Consider the following 14,349-nt stretch of genomic DNA (forward strand, 5'->3'; position numbering starts at 1 on the left):
GAGAAAGTATGACAATTTCGGAAAGATGTGTTAATAAACCGACAACGACATTCCTTGTTTTTTTGATGTCGGTTTTGCTTGGTCTTTATTGTATGTTTAAACTTCCGGTTGATATGTATCCGGAAATGGACTTGCCTTACATGATTGTCTATACGACTTATAGCGGTGCGGGTCCAGAAGAGGTTGAGCAAAGCTTGACCCGAACAATGGAAAGTTCTCTTTCGGGACTTTCTGGTCTTAAAAAATTGCAGTCACGCTCAATGTCGGGCGTCAGTTTGATTATTCTTGAATTGAACTATGGCGTGAATCTTGATGCTACGGCAAATGAAATTCGTGACAAAATCGATATGGTACGAAGTTATCTTCCTGACGATGCGAGTTCTCCGATTACGATTAAGATGGATCCCGCAATGATGCCGATTATGATGCTTTCATTACGGGGCAGCCGAACTCCAGAGGAACTTCGTACTTATGCGGAAGATGTTGTCCAACCACGGTTGGAGCAGCTTGACGGTGTTGCTTCGGCAAATGTTTCTGGTGGTCGTGAACGCTCCATAAATGTTGATATTCCACGAGACCGATTAGAGGCTTACGGACTTTCAATCTCAACTGTGGCTCAGCTCATCGGTGCTCAGAATATTCAGTCTTCAGGTGGTACAATCACTTCGGGCGACACTAATTATACCATTAAAACTAGCGGTAAATATCAGTCAATCGATGATTTGAAAAACACTGTTATTTCTTACAAGCCTTCTTCAGAAGGTCAGATTCGCACAATTCGATTGCGTGATGTCGCTGATGTTTATGATGGCTACAAAAAAGAGTCAACGCTTGCATATATTGACGGTGAGCCATGTGTCGTCATTATGGTTCAGAAACAATCAGGCAAAAACTCTGTAACGGCGGCAAAAAATGTCCGGAAGACAATTCCGTCGATTAAGGCGGAACTTCCCAGTGATGTTGAGCTTGTGGAGACTTCAAACACAACTGATATTATTGAGCAGACAATCAATGAGGTTGTAAAATCTGTAATTCAGGGAGCTTTTCTTGCAATTGCCGTTTTGATTATCTTCCTGCGTTCTCTTAAATCCACTATTATTGTCGGTCTTTCAATTCCGATTTCGGTATTCATCACGCTCATGCTCATGTATTTCCAGGGGCTTACGCTCAATATGGTTTCATTGGCAGGTTTGCTGCTGGGTATCGGTATGTTGGTCGATAACTCCATCGTTGTATTGGAAAATATTTATGCTTATCGCCAGAGAGATGCAAAACCGCGCGTGGCTTCAATTCTTGGTTCTCAGGAAATGGTTATGTCAATCACCGGCTCAACACTCACATCAATCTGTATCTTTGCGCCGATGCTTATGTTCAAGAAAACTTTGGGAATCATGGGACAGATGTTCAATGATCTGGCATGGACAATCATCTTCTCGCTCACCTGTTCACTTCTCGTCGCAATGTGTCTCGTTCCGGTTTTGACTTCAAAATACCTCAAAATCGACAAAATTGACACGACGAAAAAAGGTGAGGGAAAAATTGGCGAAATTATGTATGCGATTAATGGTGCATTCAATACTTTCTTTGCCAAACTTGATGAAAAATACGCAAAAGGAGTATCATTTGTTCTTCATCATAGAAAGGCTAGTCTCCTTACACTCGTTGCCGCTTTGATCCTTTCATTTGTCTCAATTAAATTTATCGGTTTCATCTTTATGCCTTCTTCTGCCTCAAACTCTGTAGCCGTTGAATTCACGCTTCCTCAGGGAACTAAGCTTGAAATCACTGACGACACAATGCATGAATTTGAGAATATAGCGACACAGGAGCTAACAGGCGTTAAATATGTTACGATGACGGTTGGTGGAACTAGCGTATTCTCTGCCGGCTCTGAGACGAACAAAGGCTCTATTACATTTACCCTTTATCCTCCAAGCGAGCGACTTGATGGTTATGACAACGAGAAAACGGCAAAAGCCAAGCTCCGTAAGCATTTTAATGACTTCCCTGGCGTTGATATGGCTTTCTCGGCTGGCGCGAATCAGGCATCATCTTCAAGCGATATCAATATTACGGTTAAGAGTGATGACTTGAAACTCGTTCGCGAATATGCTGCGATTGTTGAAAAAATGCTCAAAGAGAAGGGCGGTGATTTTGTTCAGGAAGTTTCTTCTGATCAGGAAGAAGGTTTGCCTGAAGCTACGATTACTGTAAATCGTGAGAAAATGTATGAATTCGGCTTGAACATTCATTCTGTCGGTGCGGAGATTCAAGGTGCAATCAACGGAACTACGGCAAGTCGTTACACTGACCGCGGTAAAGACATTGATGTCGTTGTTCGACTTGCAGAAGCAGATAAAAAACGACTTGATGATTTGGACTCGATTTCTGTGTTGAATTCTCAGGGACAAAGGATTCCGCTTTCAAGTTTTGCAAAATATGAAGAGACGACGGCTCCTGTAACAATTTACCGTGAGAATCAGGCCCGAATTGTTCATGTTACGGCAAATCGTCTTGATGGAATGTCTCTCGGAGTTTGTCAGGAAGGTGTAAGAAAATTGCTCGCTGACAATATTCCAAAAGAAGATGGCGTTACGGTTCAGCTTGGTGGTTCTATGGAAGAATTGCTTGAGATTGGTCTTAACTTCGTTATCATCATATTGATGGCAGCCCTTTTGGTCTTTGTAGTTATGGCTTCACAGTTTGAGTCACTTTTGGATCCTTTCATTGTTATTCTTACGATACCTTTGTCATTCATTGGTGTCATCATGATTTACGGACTTACCAGAACACAACTCAATCTTATTACTATTATGGGTATGTTGGTTTTGGTCGGTACAATCGTAAACAACGGTATCGTTTTGGTTGACTATACTAACTTGCTCCGTAAGCGTGGTATGGAACTTGAAGAGGCTTGTGTTGAGGCTGCACGAAACCGCTTGCGACCGATTCTCATGTCAACTTTGACGACGGTTATTTCTCTTGCCCCGATGGCTTTCTTCCCTGGCGAAGGCTCACAGTCAATGCAGCCGATTTCACTCACCGTTTTCGGTGGTATGACATTCGGTTCTATGATGACTCTCTTTATCATGCCGACCATTTACTTCATCTTTAATAACCGCCGACTTAAAAAGGCTGAGAAGAAGCGAATGAAGCAGCTTATAAAGGAAGGCAAAATCAACAAAAACGAGGAAAAAATGCGTCTTCGTGAAGAAAAGAAACGGGCAAAACTTGAGGCAAAGGCCGCTAAAGCCGCAAAGAATCTGGAGGACTTCAAAAATGGGTTATCTTGAGAATATTAAAATTCACGCAGGCGTGCAGAAAAGAGTCGAGATTATTTTCTCACAGGCTGTCGAAGAGGACTTCATCGCTGAATTCAAAGAAGCTGGAGTCGGCGCAAAATATACTAAGATGGCAAATGTAATGGGTGCGGGTTTCTCAAATCCGCGTTTGGGGGATGCAATCTGGCCTCAGCTCAATATGATGTATATCATCTATTGCAGTGAGGAAGATTGCGCCAAAATCATCGCAATTGTTGAAAAACTCCGCGAACAGTACATGGGCGAGGGAATCGCCTGCTTCGTGAGCGAGTCAACAGAGGTGTAGCCTATGGCAATTATCACTCTTACAAGACAATCGGGATCATTCGGCGATGAAATCGGAATGTTGATTGCCCGCCGTCTCGGTTATACTTTTTATGATAAGAAAGAAATCGAAAAGCGTATTATCGCAAAAGGCTTGCCAAAGGAAGAGTTTATTAAATTTGATGAGCGAAAGCCAAGACTTCTAGATCGATTTACAAAAAACCGTGACAAATATCTAAATTATTTGAGCATGGTAATTCTTGAAATCGCTCAGGAAGGAAATTGCGTAATTATGGGGCGGGGGGCTTTTCTCTTTTTGAACAGCCTGCCAAATCATATTACGCTTCGTTTCGTTTCAACGCTAAAAGAGAGACTTAATCATATAAAGGAAATTACGGGGATTACGACTGATAAAGTTGCTCTCAAATTGATTGCTGATTCCGACAAACGGCAGGCTCAGTTTTATAAAAGTTGCTTTAAATACGATTTGCATAATCATGATGCGATTCAGGCAACGATTAATACGGCCTTGGTTCCGCCAGATATGCTGTCTGAAATGATTGTCGCTGGAGTCAAAAACAATCTTTCAGAACAAATAGAAAATGCTGGTAAAAAACGAGTTGATGAATTGATTCTCGCACAGCAGATGACTAATAAACTTATTTTCGAGCATGGTCTTCACATCGATGAGTTGTGGATTAGTGTAGAGGATAAAAAAGTTCTTTTGAATGGTCTGACTTCATTCCATGCGACAGTTGAGCGAGCGATTACAATTCTTGAAAGTGAATATGCTGGCTACAAAGTTGAATCAAAAATCAAATGTGTTCAAGATAATAGATTTTCAAAGGCTTGAAAAAAATCTGTTTCGTGTGAAAATGCGAAACAGATTTTTTTATATATATGGGCTATACTTACATAATCACGAAAACTTGTTATAATAAAAGAATAGAGAAATCTAAAAAAGGAATTTTATTATGGAAAAATTACGAATATTGTTGGCAAAAGGCAGAATCTACGAGTCTGTTTACGAACTTTTGAGCGATGTGGGCATTTCCCTCAAACTTGCTGACCGCACATATTTTCCTACGACCAATCAGGATGATTTGGCTTTTCAGGTCGTAAAACCTCAGATTGCAAGCGCCCTTCTGGCCTCAAACAAGGCAGATGTTGGATTTTCCGGCAAGGACTGGGTTTACGAGAACGGCGTTCAAGACGGAGTTGAGGAAATCATGGATTTGGGATTTGACCCCGTCCGAATCGTAGCGGCAATCCCCAATACCGTTGATTTTGAGGCTTTGGTTCAGAAACCGGTCACAATCGCCACCGAATATCAGACTTTGAGCAAAAAATGGCTCGCAGACAAAAAAATCGACGGAACGATTTTCCGCACCTGGGGAACCAGCGAAGGCTTCGTTCAGGACAACGAGGATTCTCTGGCCCAGATTTTGATTGACAACACTTCCACAGGCTCAAGCTTGCGTGCAAACAATCTCAAAATCGTGGACACCCTCATGACTTCTTCAACGAGGATGTATGCCTCAAAAGAAGCCCTCAAAGACCCGGAGAAAAAGCAGAAAATCATGGAGCTTAAAATGCTCTTCGAGTCAGTCTTGAACGCCCGCGGCCGGGTAATGCTTGAAATGAATGTGGCAAAAGACAAATTCGACGGACTGATTAAGGCCCTTCCATCAATGAAAAGCCCCACAGTCAGCCCTCTCTTCGGCGACGACGGCTATGCAGTAAAAATCGCAGTCAAAAAAAGCGAAGTCCCCACCCTGCTGCCAAAATTGCAGTCTCTGGGCGCCACAGACATCCTTGAATACGCATTGCGCAAAGTCGTGAGATAGCAAACTGAAAACGGAAAGTTGAAGATTGAAAGTTAGGGTTGGGGGAAGTCTCCCCCTCGGCTGCAATGGCTCCGCCATTTCCGCCTACCCCCTCTGCGGGAGGACCCGCAACGCCCCGATATGGCAGGAGAAATTTTTATGGCAAGAACGGCTACTATTGAACGAATTACCGGGGAGACTCAAATCTCTCTTACACTTAATCTTGACGGTACAGGGAAGTGCAGCGTGGAGAATCCTATCGGATTTTTTGACCATCTGTTGCGCTCTTTCTGCAAGCACGGACTTTTTGACCTTTCGGGCTCTATCAAGGGTGACTTGAATGTTGACCAGCACCATACAATCGAGGATACGGGAATCGTTTTGGGTATGTGCTTTGCAAAGGCTCTGGGCGACTGTGCCGGCATTTACCGAAGCGGCTCTTTCCTTTACCCCATGGACGAGGCTCTTCTCCGTGCGGCCGTGGATTTTGGCGGCAGGCCTTTCTTGGTCTGCGATGCTGAGCTTACGGGAATTCCTCTGGTGAGCGTTCAGGACGGAAAAGAAGGCACTTTCCAGACCGATTGCTTTGAGGATTTCTGGAATGGCTTTGTTCAGGCAGCAAAATGCAATCTTCACTTGGACACTCTCCGTGGCCGAAGCGACCACCACAAAATGGAAGGTCTTTTTAAGGCGGCGGCTCGTGCAATCCGTTCTGCTGTTGAAATTGATCCCAGGCGAAACGGCGAAGTTCCCAGCACGAAGGGCGTTATAGTATAAAACTGAAGGAGATAATTATGGACGGAAAGGAAGAAATCTTGGATTTGTTGCGTGAAAATGCGCGTCTTGCAGTAGAAGACATTTCGGCGATGACAAAAAAATCCGCCGATGAAGTAAAGGCAATCATCAAGTCTCTGGAAGACGAGGGAATCATCTTAAAATACGCCGCCATTGTGAATCCTGAAAAAGACATCAACACAAAGGACAAGGTTCGGGCTGAAATCGAGATTCAGTGCCAGCCGGAGCGTGAGCACGGATTTGATGCCCTTGCCGAGCGAATCTACCGCTTCCCCCAGGTCAAGTCACTTTATCTTATGAGCGGCGGTTATGACCTTAAAGTCGTAATCGAAGGCGATGATTTGCGCGAGGTCGCTCTTTTCGTGGCGCAGAAACTTTCTACTCTGGAAGGCGTGCGCTCAACAAAAACCCACTTCCTCCTTAAAACCTACAAGGAAAACGACGTTCTTTATGTGGAAGACGAATCTGACCGCCGCGAAGGAGTGATGGCTTAAAATGAATACTAGACCAGACAGACTTTCAAAATCAATGCAGAATATTCCGCCGTCGGGCATCCGTAAGTTTTTTGAGATGCTCATCGGCCATGACGATGTAATTTCCCTTTCGGTGGGCGAGCCGGACTTTCCTACGCCCTGGGTTATCCGCGAGGAAGCCTACTATCATCTTGAAAAAGGTCACACTTCTTACACATCAAACTGGGGCCTGATTGAGCTTCGTGAAGAAATCGCCAAATACATGGAGCGCTACCAGCTTTACTACAATCCCAAGAACGAGATTTTGATTACCGTGGGTGCCAGCGAGGGCGTTGACGCGGTTTTGCGGGCAATTTTGAATCCCGGAGATGAAATCATCGTGGTTCAGCCCTGTTATGTAAACTACACGCCGCTTGCCGAGCTTACGGGGGCAAAAGTCGTTCCAATCGACACCAGCGTAAACGGATTTTACCCTACGGCAGAGCAGATTGAAAAGGCAATCACTCCCAAAACAAAGTGCGTAATGATGTGTTCGCCCAACAATCCTACGGGAACCATGATTCCAAAGGAAGAGCTTGAAAAAATCGCCAAAGTCGTGGTCAAAAATCAGATTTGGTGCATTTCTGACGAGATTTACTGCGAGCTTGCCTACGATGACGCAAAGCACACATCAGTGGGTTCTTTCCCCGGCATGAAGGATTACGCCATTATCCTCAACGGATTCTCAAAATCTTTCGCAATGACAGGCTGGCGAATCGGCTATATTGCCGCTCCCGCAGAAGTCCTTGCTCAAATCGTAAAATTGCACGGCTACAACACAATCTGCGCCCCGATTTTCAGCCAGTACGCGGCAGTCGAGGGCTTGAAGCACGGCTGGAAAGATGTTGAGAAAATGCGGGTCTCTTACCAGCAGAGGCGAAATCTCATGTACAAGGCTTTCTGTGACATGGGGCTTGAAGTTCCTGAGCCGACCGGAGCCTTCTACATGTTCCCCAGCATCAAAAATCTCGGTATTTCCAGCGAAGAATTCGCCACTCAGCTTTTCCAGAAGCACAATGTTGCCGTCGTTCCGGGAAGCGTATTTGGTCTTGGCGGCGAGGGGCATATCCGCTGCTGTTACGCCACCGCCGTGGACAAAATGAAGGTCGCCCTGGACAGAATCGCTGAGTTTGTCGAAGAATTAAGGAAATAGGCATTTTTTGCCGATAATAAAGGCGATATGAGTAATTTAATTGCTGTTGTTATCATTGTGGCATTTGGTGCAATTGTCGTTTCTTTTGCCACCAGAAAAAAGTCTGGGAAGAAGGGCAAACAGAAGACTCGTGCCCAGATTATAAAAGAATCTACTCGTAAACTTGCTCAGGATCCTCACAATGCGGACGCACTCATTGCGCTTGGAGATTTATATTATAATGAGCGTGCCTGGGATAAGGCATTTCCGATTTATGAAACTCAGATGGGAATCGCTCCTGCTCATAGAGAAATTGATATTTTCAAGGCATCGCTCCGTCAGGGAATTTGTGCTGTTAAATTAGAAAAAATTCCAGAATCATTTAAGGGATTGAGCGCAGCGGCTCAGATAAATCCAAATGATTTTGAAGTGAATTATTATCTTGGTGTTGCTTTTTATAAAAACAATGAATTTGAAAAAGCCGTGCCAAGATTCAAAAAAGCCGTTGTTGTAAAACCAGAAGCAAGTGGAATTAACTCTCCGCTTGGACTGGCTCTTTATAAAGCTAAGCATTACAAAGAGTCTTTGCCGTATTTAAAGCGTGCCCTTGATGAAAATCCAGAAAATAAAGAGGCTCTTTTTGCCATGGCTGATGGCATGAATGAAAGCGGATATGGTGAAAAAGCAATCAAAGTCTTTATGCACTTGCGTCCAGATCCTGAATTTGGCGCAAAAGCTTGTCTTGCAGCCGGAATTTTCCATCTTAAAATGGGGCAACCAGATAAAGCTGTTCAGGATTTTGAAATCGGTCTCAAGCATCAAAATGCAACTCCTGAGATTGCGATAGAAACTCGCTATCGTTTGGCTAATGCTCATTTCGCGATGAAGGCAATTGGAAAAGGAATAGGTTATTTGCAGGAGATTCAGGCAGTCAATCCGCAGTATAAAGATGTTCCTCAATTGCTTTCTAGATATTCGGAATTAAATCAAAATAAGAACCTTCAGACCTATCTCATGGCAAGTTCAAGCGATTTTGTTGCGCTTTGCCGTCGAATCGTCATGAAATATTATCAGCGTGTTGTTGCAAAAATCATTGATATATCAGTTAAACCTGAAAATGTTGAGATTTTGATGAACATCGACTTTGTACGCTCAGAGGAAACTCATATTTTCCGTTTTTACCGAACAACTGGTGCAGTAGCTGATTTGTATGTCCGTGAATTCCATGCTCGTGTCTCAGAGGCTAAAGCGGATAAGGGCGTGTGTATTACGGCAGGCTTGTTTAGCGAAGAAGGTCGCAAATATGCAGAAGGCCGCCCTATCGATTTGGTAGATAAGAACGGCCTTGTTAAGATTTTAAAGAAGATTGACAGCTAGCTTTTAACGAATCTTTTCGATTTTTTCGTGCTGCTCGTCAAATATCTCCATGATATGATCGATGACCTTTTGCTTGGGATCTGCTTCGTCGGCAGGAAGTGAAGCCAAATAGTCTTTACGGAACTGTTTACAATCAATAACAGGGCTTGCGCCAAAAATCTGGACGGCTGGCTCAATCAAGTCTGCCAGCATGTCGTCTGGATTGTTCATATCGATGGTGAGGGCGCTTCCGTTAATCGTAACCAAAATCATGACATCAAACATTCGCAAGTAAGAGTCGATTTCTCGGAGGCCTCGTTTTGTCTCTGGATGGCCAGGTCGGTAGCGGGTTCCGCTGGGGAAGACCAAGATGACTTCACCGTCTCGCTTGCATTTGTCCATAGCGCGCATTGCGGCCAGGTTAATCGTGCGGGCGCGTTTTTCTTCTTCGAGTTTTTCTTCTTCGGTCTGAGCTTTTTCTTCAGCCTTTGTGAGCGAGCGGGTGGGGTAAATGACGACTCGCGTAAAACTTTCTGCAAAGGCGCGGACAAGGGGATTTGCCTCGTTGAGTTTCATTCCTGCGATTGCGACGATTCGTTTTGAAAGGTCTTTGCCTTCCTCGCCCAAATCATGCTCCAGAAGATAGCAGAGAGCGGGCAAGTCAGTGTTTGAGTAGTGCTCCATGAGAATGAGACCGTGCTTGCCAGATTTGACCGCATCTAAAAAAGCGCGGAAATTTTCTTTGCCTTCAAGACGGCTTCCTTCCGCCATATTGTCCTCAACGAGCTTGTCCATAAATTTGCGCGTCTGGGGATTTTCTTTTTGATAAACATTCGTCTCATCGATTTTGGCCGCTGCAACCGAAAGATTTGCCAGCGACTTGAACATGTCAGCGTATTTTTCACGAATTGAAAGTGCCATAGTTTCCTCTATAAATGTAGTAATCTCTATTTTAAGTCCTAGAAGAGAATTTAGCAAGTTGTTAGAATCATTTATATGGAAATCAAAAGAGTTACGATGATTGGCGTTGGTGCCGTGGGTGCGGTGCTTGCCTCAAAATTAACCGGCTATCTCGGAAAAGAGAATGTGGAATGTCTGGCGGACGGTGAGCGAAAGGCGCGTTATGAGCGGGACGGAATCTTCTTGAACGGCGAAAAACAGGATTTTAAATTCGTAGAAAGCTCAAATGCCCGTGAAAGCGATTTAATCATCATTGCGACAAAGAATTTACAGCTGAATCAGGCGATGGAAATGATGAAAAAGGCTTGCGGAAAAAAGACTTTGATTCTCTCGGTTTTGAACGGAATCCAGAGCGAGCGGGAAATTGCGAAAGTCTACGGCGAGGAAAACCTGCTCTACGGATTCGTAATCAGCCTTAACTCTATCCATGAAGGAAAGAATGTCCTTTGCTCTGACTTCGGAACTGTGGTCTTTGGCGAAAAAAATAATGCTAAAAACGAGCGGACACAGGCTTTGTGCGAGCTTTTTGAAAAATCAGGGATGCGCTACAAAAATCCCGATGACATTCATTTTGAAATGTGGAAGAAATTCTTCATAAATACGGTTTTCAACACTCTCTCAGCCATTACCCGTTCTCCCTATGGAGGATTTAAGTATGAGGTCATGCAGAATCTGGCCCGGAAAGTGGGAGATGAATTCCTTCGAGTGGCAAAAGCAGAGGGAATTACGCTGCCGGAGACGATTTGTGAGGACGCAATCAATATGATGTGTCACCATGACAGCAAGGGAAAAACGAGTATGCTTCAGGATATGGAAGCGGGCCGCAAGAGCGAGAATGACTTTTTCTGCGGAACGATTGTCCGTCTTGCAAAATCTCACGGAATTTCAACGCCTTATTGCGAATTTTTAAGGGATTTAATCGAGGGAAGCGAATCTGTAAGAAATATCTGAAAATGATGTATAAAGAAAAATCGCTTTTGTTCCATTGCACTCAGGCTAATCGAACGAGCAAGCCTTGCGCCATATCCTGTCGAACTTGAATTCTTTTTAGATTTTCACTAAGATAGAATCCGATTTTGGGGGCGTAGCTCATCTGGTAGAGCATTTGGTTCGCAATCAAAGGGTGGTCGGTTCGAGTCCGATCGTCTCCACAAAGTTCCGCAAAAACAGCGGAACTTTTTTTGTTTTAAACGAGATTTTAGAGCTTCATCAGACAGTTATGCTCTAAATCAATTATTCGCTGGTTTCTGCTACCGCGGAAATTAAGTGTGAGGTCTCTCTGGCTTTCGATGTAGGGGCCATCAACAAGAACATCTATGCAGGCCAACATTCGGTTAGTAAAGGCCGTGTGCTTGCGTCCGTCCGCGGGGAGCAAATCTTTGTCGTAGATATAGCCTGTGTAGCACCAGATATTTTTTTTTGGAAAGGCTTTTTTTACTGTTTCGAGAAATGGTGCGAGCACTTCTTGATTTTCTTCTTCAAAAGGCTCGCCTCCTAATACGGTTAGCCCATCGATATATGATGGAGCAAGCGCATCGAGAATTTCCATTTCTGTCATTTCAGTAAAGATATTGCCGAATTTAAAATCCCAGGTAATCTGATTGTGACAACCTTTACAGTGATTCCGACAGCCTGAGACGAAGAGAGAAACTCTTACGCCTAGACCGTTGGCAATATCTGTTTTTTTAATTGTTCCGTAATACATGGACGCCTTCGTTTACAAGTGGAGAACGCGCTCCTTGATTTCTTGCGTGCGACCCTGATTCCAGTATTGTGTGCCGATGTAACCGCAAGTGCGGCGAGCGACATTCATTGTTGCCTGATCCTTGTTGCCGCAGTTGGGGCATTGCCAGATCAGTTTGTTGTCGCTGTCGGTGACGATTTGAATTTCACCTGTATAACCACATTTCTGGCAGCAGTCAGATTTTGTGTTGAGCTCGGCGTACATGATGTTCTCGTAAATGTGTTTGAGAAGAGTCATAACAGCCGGAATGTTGTTCTCCATGTTTGGAACTTCAACATAGCTTACCGCACCGCCCGGAGAAAGCTCCTGGAACTGGCTTTCAAAGGTGAGCTTTGAGAAAGCGTCCATTGGTTCAGTAACATGAACATGGTAACTATTCGTGATGTAGTTTTTGTCGGTAACGCCCTTGATTTCGCCAAATCGCTTTTTAAGGCATTTTGCGAATTTGTATGTCGTTGACTCAAGAGGAGTGCCGTAGAGAGAGAATGCGATGTTTGAAGCAGCCTTCCACTCTGCACATTTTGCGTTGAGGTGTTTCATGATTTCGATTGCAAAGGGCGTTGCGTCAGGGTCAGTGTGGGGCTTTCCTGTCATGTAGCGAACGCACTCACACAAGCCTGCATAGCCCAAAGAAATCGTTGAGTAACCGCCAAAGAGCAGTTTGTCGATTGTCTCACCTTTTTCGAGGCGGGCAAGGGCTCCGTGCTGCCAGAGGATTGGAGCCACATCGCTTGGAGTGCCGAGCAATCGCTGGTGACGGCGCATAAGTGCCTTGTGGCAGAGTTCAAGACGCTGATCGAAAATTTCCCAGAAGACCTTGTAGTCGCCGCCAGAAGAGCAAGCCACATCGACCAAGTTGATTGTGACGACGCCCTGATTGAAGCGGCCGTAATATTTTGGTTTGCCATGCTCGTCGAGATATGGTGTGAGGAATGAGCGGCAGCCCATGCAAGGATAACAGTTTCCTTTGCCGTTTGCATCGACTTTAAGCTCAAGCATCTTTTTTTCGGAAATGTAGTCCGGAACCAGGCGGCGGGCCGTACATTTTGCGGCAAGTTCTGTGAGTGAATAATATTTTGAGCCCGGTTCAATGTTATCAGGTTCGAGGACATAGATGAGTTTTGGGAATGCCGGCGTGACCCAGAAGCCCTTTTCGTTTTTTACGCCCTGGTATCGCTGTTTGAGCATTTCCTCAATAATCATTGCAAGGTCGGCTTTTTCCTGCTCGCTTTTTGCTTCGTTGAGATACATGAAGACAGTGATGAAAGGAGACTGACCGTTTGTTGTCATGAGGGTGACGACCTGATACTGGATTGTCTGAACACCTCTTTTGATTTCGTCCTTGAGCCGCATTTCAACGATTTTGTTGAACTGGTCATCGCTGAATTTAACGCCTGTCTGCTCTTCAATTTTTTCGGTTTCACGCATGATTTTGCGTCGGCTTACTTCAACGAAGGGAGCGAGGTGGGTGAGGGAGATAGACTGACCGCCGTACTGGCTAGAAGCTACCTGAGCGATAATCTGTGTGGCGATGTTACATGCCGTTGAGAAAGAGTGAGGCGTATCGATTTTTGTGCCTGAAATGACAGTGCCGTTCTGCAGCATGTCTTCGAGGTTGACCAAATCGCAGTTATGCATGTGCTGGGCGAAATAGTCTGCATCGTGGAAGTGAATGATTCCCTCTTCGTGAGCCTTTACGATATCTTCATCCAGCAAGAATCGTTTAGTGATGTCTTTTGAGACTTCACCTGCCATATAATCGCGCTGAACCGAAACGACGGTTGAGTTTTTGTTGGAATTTTCCTGTTTAACTTCCTCGTTGTTACATTCGAGAAGAGAAAGAATCTGTGAGTCAGTTGAGTTTGCCCGGCGCATGAGCTGATGCTGGTAGCGGTAAGTGATGTATTTTTTTGCAATGTCGAATGCGCTTGCTTTCATGATGGCCTTTTCGACCAAATCCTGAATAGCTTCGACATTCATCTCGTGATTTTCAGCAGCACATTGTTTTTCGATTGATTCTGCAATGCTTGTGATTGTTGCAGAGCTCATCTGTTCCGACGGTGGAACTTCTTTGTTCGCTTTTGAAATAGCCGTAATGATTTTGTTGATGTCAAATACGACTTCTTCACCGTTGCGTTTGATAATTTTCATGTCGTTTCCCCTCCAATGACTTACATGATAATGATTTGCGATTTTTTTTATTTTTTTCGCAAAAAACACTTGACATTTTGGAAAATCTCATAGTGTTTCTTGCTGTAATTATCGGTTGAAAAGACACTATCTGTAGTGTTTTCTTTCTTAATTAACAAAATCATAGATTCGCAATCGTTTTATGTCAATCCATTTTTTGCAGAAAGTCGAAAAAATCAAAATCATGTCTGTTTTGTCTAATCAAGTGCAAAATGAAGGGAAATGTAAAAATATCTGAAAAAGTTAGCAT

At 44.2% G+C, this 14,349-nt stretch carries 12 protein-coding genes and 1 tRNA gene; 10 read left to right on the plus strand and 3 right to left on the minus strand.

Annotated features, from left to right (window positions below):
* The first annotated feature begins 8 nt into the window (after window positions 1-8).
* The 8 genes from B2089_RS11640 (at window position 9) to B2089_RS11675 (ending at window position 9,226) form a co-directional block, all read left to right on the plus strand.
* The gene (locus B2089_RS11640) at window positions 9-3,293 is read left to right on the plus strand and encodes an efflux RND transporter permease subunit (protein WP_296323774.1); all 3,285 of its coding nucleotides are present in this window, start codon (window positions 9-11) and stop codon (window positions 3,291-3,293) included.
* The gene (locus B2089_RS11645; RefSeq protein ID WP_296323770.1) at window positions 3,280-3,606 is read left to right on the plus strand and encodes a PG0541 family transporter-associated protein; all 327 of its coding nucleotides are present in this window, start codon (window positions 3,280-3,282) and stop codon (window positions 3,604-3,606) included. The genes B2089_RS11640 and B2089_RS11645 overlap by 14 nt, the downstream gene beginning before the upstream one ends.
* 3 nt (window positions 3,607-3,609) lie before the next feature.
* Window positions 3,610-4,437 (plus strand): AAA family ATPase, encoded by an 828-nt coding sequence (locus B2089_RS11650; protein WP_296323766.1) that lies wholly within the window; start codon window positions 3,610-3,612, stop codon window positions 4,435-4,437.
* 121 nt (window positions 4,438-4,558) lie between these two features.
* Complete coding sequence (hisG, locus tag B2089_RS11655) at window positions 4,559-5,431, plus strand: ATP phosphoribosyltransferase (RefSeq protein ID WP_296323764.1); 873 nt, start codon at window positions 4,559-4,561, stop codon at window positions 5,429-5,431.
* A 138-nt stretch (window positions 5,432-5,569) separates the two neighbouring features.
* Window positions 5,570-6,187 (plus strand): imidazoleglycerol-phosphate dehydratase, encoded by a 618-nt coding sequence (locus B2089_RS11660; protein WP_296323762.1) that lies wholly within the window; start codon window positions 5,570-5,572, stop codon window positions 6,185-6,187.
* A gap of 17 nt (window positions 6,188-6,204) precedes the next feature.
* Window positions 6,205-6,699 carry an Lrp/AsnC family transcriptional regulator gene (locus tag B2089_RS11665; protein ID WP_296323760.1) on the plus strand — a complete coding sequence of 165 codons (495 nt, stop codon included), beginning with the start codon at window positions 6,205-6,207 and terminating at the stop codon, window positions 6,697-6,699.
* Window position 6,700: 1 nt separating this feature from the next.
* Window positions 6,701-7,870 (plus strand): pyridoxal phosphate-dependent aminotransferase, encoded by a 1,170-nt coding sequence (locus B2089_RS11670; protein WP_296323758.1) that lies wholly within the window; start codon window positions 6,701-6,703, stop codon window positions 7,868-7,870.
* A 27-nt stretch (window positions 7,871-7,897) separates the two neighbouring features.
* A complete protein-coding gene (locus B2089_RS11675; RefSeq protein ID WP_296323756.1) occupies window positions 7,898-9,226 on the plus strand; it encodes a tetratricopeptide repeat protein in 1,329 nt (442 codons plus the stop codon).
* Window positions 9,227-9,229: 3 nt separating this feature from the next.
* Here B2089_RS11675 and B2089_RS11680 read toward each other — a convergent pair whose 3' ends face one another.
* Window positions 9,230-10,126, minus strand: coding sequence for a 1-acyl-sn-glycerol-3-phosphate acyltransferase (locus tag B2089_RS11680; RefSeq protein WP_296323753.1), 897 nt, complete (start codon window positions 10,124-10,126; stop codon window positions 9,230-9,232).
* A 75-nt stretch (window positions 10,127-10,201) separates the two neighbouring features.
* Here B2089_RS11680 and B2089_RS11685 point away from each other — a divergent pair, with 75 nt between their 5' ends.
* Both B2089_RS11685 and B2089_RS11690 read left to right on the plus strand, forming a co-directional pair.
* On the plus strand, window positions 10,202-11,116 hold the full coding sequence (locus B2089_RS11685) for a ketopantoate reductase family protein (protein ID WP_296323750.1): 915 nt from the start codon (window positions 10,202-10,204) through the stop codon (window positions 11,114-11,116).
* 127 nt (window positions 11,117-11,243) lie between these two features.
* Window positions 11,244-11,316, plus strand: a tRNA-Ala gene (locus B2089_RS11690).
* Window positions 11,317-11,363: 47 nt separating this feature from the next.
* On the opposite strand, the gene nrdG is transcribed toward B2089_RS11690, so the two are convergent.
* Window positions 11,364-11,870, minus strand: coding sequence for an anaerobic ribonucleoside-triphosphate reductase activating protein (nrdG, locus tag B2089_RS11695; protein ID WP_296323747.1), 507 nt, complete (start codon window positions 11,868-11,870; stop codon window positions 11,364-11,366).
* 12 nt (window positions 11,871-11,882) lie between these two features.
* Window positions 11,883-14,060, minus strand: a complete 2,178-nt coding sequence (gene nrdD, locus B2089_RS11700) for an anaerobic ribonucleoside-triphosphate reductase (RefSeq protein ID WP_296323744.1) — start codon at window positions 14,058-14,060, stop codon at window positions 11,883-11,885.
* Window positions 14,061-14,349 lie beyond the last annotated feature (289 nt).

Origin of the sequence: Treponema sp. UBA3813 (assembly GCA_002368605.1) — a bacterium.
GTDB lineage: Bacteria > Spirochaetota > Spirochaetia > Treponematales > Treponemataceae > Treponema_D.

What these genes read in the sequence shown, in the direction of transcription:
- B2089_RS11650 (WP_296323766.1), top strand. Translation starts at nt 3,610, where the DNA reads ATGGCAATTATCACTCTTACAAGACAATCGGGATCATTCGGCGATGAA.
- B2089_RS11640 (WP_296323774.1), top strand. Translation starts at nt 9, where the DNA reads ATGACAATTTCGGAAAGATGTGTTAATAAACCGACAACGACATTCCTT.
- B2089_RS11645 (WP_296323770.1), top strand. Translation starts at nt 3,280, where the DNA reads ATGGGTTATCTTGAGAATATTAAAATTCACGCAGGCGTGCAGAAAAGA.
- B2089_RS11680 (WP_296323753.1), bottom strand. Translation starts at nt 10,126, where the DNA reads ATGGCACTTTCAATTCGTGAAAAATACGCTGACATGTTCAAGTCGCTG.
- B2089_RS11670 (WP_296323758.1), top strand. Translation starts at nt 6,701, where the DNA reads ATGAATACTAGACCAGACAGACTTTCAAAATCAATGCAGAATATTCCG.
- nrdD (WP_296323744.1), bottom strand. Translation starts at nt 14,060, where the DNA reads ATGAAAATTATCAAACGCAACGGTGAAGAAGTCGTATTTGACATCAAC.
- B2089_RS11675 (WP_296323756.1), top strand. Translation starts at nt 7,898, where the DNA reads ATGAGTAATTTAATTGCTGTTGTTATCATTGTGGCATTTGGTGCAATT.
- B2089_RS11660 (WP_296323762.1), top strand. Translation starts at nt 5,570, where the DNA reads ATGGCAAGAACGGCTACTATTGAACGAATTACCGGGGAGACTCAAATC.
- nrdG (WP_296323747.1), bottom strand. Translation starts at nt 11,870, where the DNA reads ATGTATTACGGAACAATTAAAAAAACAGATATTGCCAACGGTCTAGGC.
- B2089_RS11685 (WP_296323750.1), top strand. Translation starts at nt 10,202, where the DNA reads ATGGAAATCAAAAGAGTTACGATGATTGGCGTTGGTGCCGTGGGTGCG.
- hisG (WP_296323764.1), top strand. Translation starts at nt 4,559, where the DNA reads ATGGAAAAATTACGAATATTGTTGGCAAAAGGCAGAATCTACGAGTCT.
- B2089_RS11665 (WP_296323760.1), top strand. Translation starts at nt 6,205, where the DNA reads ATGGACGGAAAGGAAGAAATCTTGGATTTGTTGCGTGAAAATGCGCGT.